Origin of the sequence: Cytophaga sp., from assembly GCF_051961495.1 — a bacterium.
Classification (GTDB): Bacteria; Bacteroidota; Bacteroidia; order Cytophagales; family Cytophagaceae; genus Cytophaga.
In genome coordinates this window covers 1-6,965 of sequence record NZ_JBQCDF010000317.1, presented here as the reverse complement: position 1 = coordinate 6,965, position 6,965 = coordinate 1, and the positions used below count along the sequence as shown (strand labels likewise).

Genomic DNA, 6,965 nt, shown 5'->3' with positions numbered 1-6,965 from the left:
CCTTTAGTATTGGATGAAAAATGGAAAAAGGGGCAATCAAAAGTTATGTCAGGCTTTATTTATTTTTTAACCTATCCTTTAGCTAAGTATATGAAATATTAATAAAAAGAACTAGGATGAAATTAAGATATATCACAGAATTAGATGGTGTAAGAGGTGTTGCTGCATTAATGGTGATTCTATTTCATTTTTTTCATGGCTTGTTTAAATCAAGCGGTTTTGTTTATGATAAACTGCATAAGGTTTCTATTTTCGGACAATCCGGAGTAATTCTCTTTTTTGTTTTATCAGGCTTTCTTATCACAAGAATCTTATTGGATACGAAAGAGGATGAGTCCTATTTTAAAAAATTCTATATAAGAAGATCTCTCCGTATTTTTCCATTATATTATTTTGCATTAGCACTGTATTTTTTTGTTTTGCCATTTTTATTAAAAGGCATTCCTGATTGTCATGGACAGGGAGAGTGGTATTTTTGGGTCTATTTACAAAATGTTGCACGTACCTTTGAATGGCCATCGTGTGGGCCAAGTCATTTCTGGACTTTGGCTGTTGAAGAGCATTTTTATTTGTTTTGGCCTCTTATAGTATATTTATTCAATTTTGAAAAACTGACAAAAACAATTGTAATAATATTAATCGTTACAATTATAGTTCGGGTTGTAATGTTGGAAAACCGTTTAGGAATTTTTTATTTTACTTTTTCTCAAATGGATTCTTTAGCAATAGGAGGATTATTGGCTATATGGGAAAGAAAGGGAACGCTTGCTTCTAAAACAATATATTTCAAAATAGCATTACCTGTGCTGGCATTTTTATTAATCGCAATATGGTATATGTATTCTGGAGAGGGCAACATGTTCATTCAGGTAATTAAACCGCTGGTTTTATCTGGCTTTTATGTATCTGTAATTGGATATATAATAAATACGAATGGCTGGGTGCAGAATGTTTTTAAAAATAAAATTCTCTTGTTTACCGGCAAAATCAGCTATGGTTTATATGTTTATCATCCTTTTGTTTTTTTATTCATATATGAATATCTGAATTCGAAGTTCATTATAGTAAATTTCATTACTTGTGTTGGTATGACCTATATGGTTTCCCTACTTAGTTATTATTTATTCGAAAAACGATTTATAAATATGAAATCGTTATTTTCTTATTAAAAGCTAGAATAAGTGAAAGTTTTAGTTGTCATACCGTCCTTTTATCCAGCCGTTATTTATGGGGGAACTATTTTTTCTTCCTTAAATACTTCTAAGGAATTAGCCAAAAAGCACAAAGTAAGGGTATCGACAACAAATACTAACATGTATAGTAAGTTGGACGTGCCAACCAATATCTGGCTTGAAATGGACGGCTTCCAGGTAAAATATTATAATGAATTAAAAGTAGATAAGTTCTCCTTGCAATTGACGCTGAACTTATGGAAGGATATACGTTGGGCGGATGTTGTACATATTCAGGCAATTTTTAATACACCTACACCTATCGCATTGTTATATGCATGGCTGTTTCGTAAGCCTGTATTGCTTTCTCCGAGAGGCGTGCTGGGAGATTGGGTCATGAATCAGGGAAATTCATTTAAAAAGAAATGGCTGCAATTATTTATTAAACCTTTTGCAAACAGAATTCATTGGCACGCTACAGCTGAACAGGAAAAAAAAGAAATTTTACATCATTTCCCCAAAGCAAAGGTTTCAATTATTTCAAATGGAATTGATCTTTCAAACTTTGAGGGGCAGGCCTGGTTAAGCAGAGGCGAATACTTGCAAAAGTATACAGGCAAGGTTGGTTTGGAAGATACAAAAGTTGTGGTGTCTCTGGGGCGGATTCATGCGAAAAAAGGTTTTGATATTTTGATCCAGTCCATGATTTCTTTACCTGATAATGTTTTGTTAATTATTGGCGGACATGATGAAGGTGAGTTGCAAAAATTGAAAACGCTGGTTGGACAATTAAAATTAGAAGAGCGTGTATTCTTTTGCGGGGAAATTGATGTTCAATCAAAAAAAGAATTTTTAATGCATGCCGATGTTTTTGCTTTAACTTCACATAATGAAAACTTTGGGAATGTATATGCTGAAGCTTTAGCTTGCGGGATTCCTATTGTTGCATCAGTTTTTACACCTTGGAAAGAAGTTGAAAGAAATCATTGCGGATCATGGATTGAACTGGATCCCGGTAAAAGCGCTGCTGCAATTAGTTATTGGCTGAAGCAGGAAAAAAATCAAAATGCTGTATATTGCAGAAGATATGTAGCTAAGTTTGGCTGGGCAGGCGTAGCAGATGCATTTAATGATATTTTTAAGCAGTTAAAGAAATGATATTATAAATACTGTTTTATGGATATAACGGCATTAATAATTACATATAACGAAGAACCCAATATTGCACGGGTACTTGATAAATTACGATGGCTTCCCAAAGTGCTCATCATTGACAGTGGTAGTACCGATCAAACATTACCAATTATCAGTGAATATGAAAATGTTGAAGTAGTATATAGGAAGTTTGATACGTTTGCTATTCAATGTAATTTTGGTATGGAATTAATCCAGACAAAATGGACATTATCCCTGGATGCTGATTACGTGTTGACGGATGAATTTATAGCAGAAACAAAAAAATATATTCAGGAAAATGACTGTGCCGGTTATGCAACAAGATTTAAATTTTGTGTAGACGGTCATCCGTTAAAGAGAAATAATACGACTCCAAGGATAGTATTATTTCAGACTGAAAAGGGAAAATATTTTGATGATGGGCATGCACATCGCCTTGAGTTGGATGGGATCGCCGGTTCTTATACATCATATATCCTGCACGATGACAGAAAAGATTTAACGCGCTGGTTTTATAATCAAAATTCTTATTCCATCAGAGAAGCTAATAAGCTTTTAAGTAAACATAATAATGAACTTCGTTTTACAGATAAAATCAGGAAATTAAAGTGGGCAGCTCCTATATTCGTTTTTTTTCATTGTCTTTTCATAAAAGGCTTGATTCTCGATGGCTGGTATGGCTGGCATTATACCTTGCAGCGTACTCTGGTAGAGATAATGTTTTGTCTGAGATTGATTGAAGAAGATAAGTTTAATAATACACTTAATAAAAAATGATTTATCATAATTGAAAATATGTTGCGTATCTCTCCTGGCTTCTTTCGATTTCTATTAGCTTTTTTCGTAGTGCTTCACCATTCTGTAGACTTTATAGTAATCGGTCATACTGCAGTGTATATATTTTTCATATTAAGTGGTTATTGGATTGTTAAGATGTATACAGAGAAGTATAGTAAACTTAAGTCTCCAATTGCAAACTATCTGGTAAGTAGGGTTTGGAGGTTATTCCCTGTGTATTTTTTGGTTTTAATCATGGGCGTTCTTGCAGCTATTGTATTTAAAGACTTATTGCACTCAAAATATTTATATGATGCAGGCTTCTTTTTGTCAAACATATTTGTGTTTAACCATAGTAACACAGCTTATAAATTAATAGGACCAGCGTGGTCTTTAGATATAGAACTGCAATTTTATGTTTTAATTCCTTTGCTCATATACATTAACAGTAAGATTAATAATAGGCTATTTTTACTAATAAGTATTTTGATAACAATATTGTATGTCACCTTTATAGGATATGATTATATGTGCATACTAAATTATCTGATGTATTTTTCAATTGGTATGTATATCTATAATACTAATTGGATGGCAGGTAAAAATCTTGCCAATATGGCTGTATTGGCAGCTGTATTGATTTATGCGTTACATTTTATCATTCCTGATTTGAGAGAAATTTTTCTTCGTGATAAAACATTTGAAATATTTGGTATGAAATATCGGGAGATTATAAACCAGGTTGTGTGTTTCTTATGGATTCCTTTTGTCTCAAGGAATATTAAGATGAAAGATTATAATATTAACTCTGATAAATTGTTATCTTCTATGTCCTATACAATTTATCTCTTTCATTGGCCGGTATTGCTTTGCTATGTATTTTATAGTTCTCAATATCCACAAATAAAATCAATCATGTGGGTAGGGTATTTAGTTGCGTGTATTTTAGGGGCGTACTTAATAAGTAAATATTACGATACTTTTTTTGAGAAAAAGCGAAGAATGTATTTAGATGGAAAAAAGTAACTGAAATTATGATACTCTCTGATTATAAATATATACCTAAATTAGATACTGTACGTTTTTTTGCAGCGCTTTGTGTTATTATACATCACATTGAAAACGGAAAAAACATTCTGGGGTTACCTAATATATTTCATATGAATATCATCAGAAATCTGGGTGCTCATTCAGTGACTATTTTTTTTATGCTTAGTGGTTTCCTGATTACATTGTTGTTGTTAAAAGAGAATCAAAAAACGGGGACAGTAGCAATGGGTAAGTTTTATCTGAGAAGAATATTACGCATCTGGCCGCTTTATTACTTTTTGATTTTACTATCTTTTTTCATTTTACCTTTATTTTTTTCAAATCAGTCTTTTTTTGGAGATACACAGGATTGGGGAATTACTTTGGTGCTGTATGTATGTTTCTTACCAGTAATATCGAATAATATTTTTCATGCGAACCGATTTAGTTCACAGCTGTGGTCTATAAGTATAGAAGAACAGTTTTATTTGATTTGGCCGCTACTGGTTCGTAAATGGATACATAAACTGGCACATATGATATTCTGGTTTGTAGGAATTAAAATCGTATTCCAGCTCCTTGTATATCTGATCTGTTTTTTGATGGCGAAATATACGCCTGATCATCCGTGGATGGAAGGCATGCTGGTCTTTAGAAAATTTATGAAAGTGCTTTATTTTGAAATTATGGCTATTGGCGCAATGGGAGCTTTTTTGATTTTTAACCGGAAGGAAAAAATACTTTCATTTCTCTTTAAGCCTGTAATGGAAGTGGGGGCAATGTTTTTATTGATAGCGCTGTTTTTTGTGAATCATTCCTGGCCTTTTATTCAGGTTGGAGTAGGGATAGCGGGTATGATTATCATATTGAATATAGTATACAATCCATTAAGTAAACTTCCCTTTAATCCCAGGTTTACGGATCAACTGGGTAAGTATTCCTATGGAATGTATATGTATCATAACATCGTATTATTCGCGGTACTGACAGGTATGCTAAAGGCAGGTATGAAAAATATTGTTGGCATTAATGCGGTACTATATCCGGCAACTATTATTTTAACAATAGCTGTAGCATATTTATCATACAGATTTCTTGAAAAGCCATTTCTTAAATTAAAGGATCGCGCAGCAAATGTCTAATTGTTATCCTGGATTATTTTGAATATTGCTTGATTTTTTTGCCGAGAAAATCGGATAAAAGTATAGCAGATTTTTGATCCAGATGGCTGCCATCGTAGGCATAGAAATACATTGAATCCGGAATGTCAATCCATGTTCCACCAGCTTGCTCAAAATTTTTAATAAATGCCTTCTGGTCAAATTTCATAATGCTATCTTCTAATGTCCTTAACACCTTGGTTGTTGGTGGTCTGTATGCGAATACATGAATACCTTCTTTTTGTAATTGTTTAGTAGTTGCGAACAGTGAATCAAGCACTGTGGATTCAATTATTGATTCAGAAAAACGTTTTTTATAGGAGTAATAGGCTTCCATGGTGTCTGAAGGAGTTTTGGCAGACCCAATCCAACCATCCTTGTTAAATGTCTCGTAATACCCATTTTTATTTCCCGATAATCGCTTGATGAAAAAGCTTAAAGTGGTAGGTTCAAAAACTGATAAATATTTTCCTATGTACAACCGGTCAAATTTATCCATGGTTGTTCGCTTTGACTCTTGTACCAGATGGTCATTGCTTTGTGCTTCCTTTGTGAGTGAAAAAGGTGTTACACCTAATACCAGTATTTTATTTTTTGATTGTGGTGAAAATTTATTGATTGATGCATTGATAAACGAATTGTTTAGGCCTGCTGCAGAGAATCCGAAGTTTAATACTTTAATTGTATCAGAAAATGCCTTTTTGATTTCATTGGGAGATATTGCCCGGTATGTTCTTGAATCGCCTGTAAAAACGATGTCGTAAACCGAGGGAGCAAAAGCTTTTTCTGCCCAGAAGCGTTCTTTGGCAAATCGCGGACTTATCTCTGTCGGCCTGTAAATCATAAACAGACCTAGCAGTAGTATGCTGCAGCATATAAAGAGTATACTTTTATGTTTTGCTTCCAGGTTTCTCATATTATACTAGAATTGAAAGTAAATAAACTCGCTTTCAGGCCCTCTGAAAAAGATACAGAATAAAAGTAACAGGGCATACAAGAGTGCTTCAACTATTGATATTTTCATGAACTGACCCAAAGTCTTTATTTTCAGCATGAGTAAATATATAAGCTCATACAGGATGCCAATAAAAATAAATATGATGGAATTGTTGAATTGATTAATGAAATTAATGGAATAGGATGCTCCTGACCATACAAACATGTTTTTCAAAACAGCTATCGCTTGCGGTAAATTCTCTGCTCTGAAAAATACCCAGGCTATCATCACTTGTAAGCCGACAAGGAACCATGAAAAAAAGCGTAACACTGCTGTGTGTGCAAGTTTTTTAGGCCATCGGGTAATACGTTCCAAACTTAGCATACCAGCATGTATGCCACCCCAGATGATAAAGTTAAATGATGCTCCGTGCCAGATGCCCGAAACGATCATGGTGATCCACATATTTACGTGTCCTTTGAATTTGCCTTTGCGTGAACCCCCTAAAGGAATATATACATAATCACGGAACCAGGTCGAAAGGGAAATATGCCAGCGTTCCCAGAATTCTTTTAATGAAACGGACAAATAGGGATGGTTAAAATTAATCGTGAAATGATATCCCATGAGTTTGCCCAGACCACGGGCAATGAGGCTATACCCGGCAAAATCAAACAGAATTTGCAAACTGAACCCCAACATAATGGTCCACCA

The 6,965-nt window shown here is 33.9% G+C and carries 7 protein-coding genes; 5 read left to right on the top strand and 2 right to left on the bottom strand.

Annotated features, from left to right (window positions below):
• Nucleotides 1–116 precede the first annotated feature (116 nt).
• The 5 genes from ACTHJT_RS17340 to ACTHJT_RS17320 are packed head-to-tail and all read left to right on the top strand — an operon-like array spanning nucleotide 117 to nucleotide 5,296.
• Nucleotides 117–1,169 (top strand): acyltransferase family protein, encoded by a 1,053-nt coding sequence (locus ACTHJT_RS17340; protein ID WP_440240553.1) that lies wholly within the window; start codon nucleotides 117–119, stop codon nucleotides 1,167–1,169.
• A 12-nt stretch (nucleotides 1,170–1,181) separates the two neighbouring features.
• Nucleotides 1,182–2,330 carry a glycosyltransferase gene (locus tag ACTHJT_RS17335; RefSeq protein WP_440240551.1) on the top strand — a complete coding sequence of 383 codons (1,149 nt, stop codon included), beginning with the start codon at nucleotides 1,182–1,184 and terminating at the stop codon, nucleotides 2,328–2,330.
• An 18-nt stretch (nucleotides 2,331–2,348) separates the two neighbouring features.
• A complete protein-coding gene (locus tag ACTHJT_RS17330) occupies nucleotides 2,349–3,125 on the top strand; it encodes a glycosyltransferase family 2 protein (RefSeq protein ID WP_440240549.1) in 777 nt (258 codons plus the stop codon).
• An 18-nt stretch (nucleotides 3,126–3,143) separates the two neighbouring features.
• The gene (locus ACTHJT_RS17325; RefSeq protein WP_440240547.1) at nucleotides 3,144–4,151 is read left to right on the top strand and encodes an acyltransferase family protein; all 1,008 of its coding nucleotides are present in this window, start codon (nucleotides 3,144–3,146) and stop codon (nucleotides 4,149–4,151) included.
• Between the two features lie 8 nt (nucleotides 4,152–4,159).
• Nucleotides 4,160–5,296, top strand: coding sequence for an acyltransferase family protein (locus ACTHJT_RS17320; protein ID WP_440240545.1), 1,137 nt, complete (start codon nucleotides 4,160–4,162; stop codon nucleotides 5,294–5,296).
• A gap of 13 nt (nucleotides 5,297–5,309) precedes the next feature.
• Here ACTHJT_RS17320 and ACTHJT_RS17315 read toward each other — a convergent pair whose 3' ends face one another.
• Nucleotides 5,310–6,230 (bottom strand): hypothetical protein, encoded by a 921-nt coding sequence (locus tag ACTHJT_RS17315; RefSeq protein WP_440240543.1) that lies wholly within the window; start codon nucleotides 6,228–6,230, stop codon nucleotides 5,310–5,312.
• A gap of 6 nt (nucleotides 6,231–6,236) precedes the next feature.
• Nucleotides 6,237–6,965 (bottom strand): MBOAT family O-acyltransferase (locus tag ACTHJT_RS17310; RefSeq protein ID WP_440240541.1); only part of this gene is annotated, 729 nt, incomplete at its 5' end.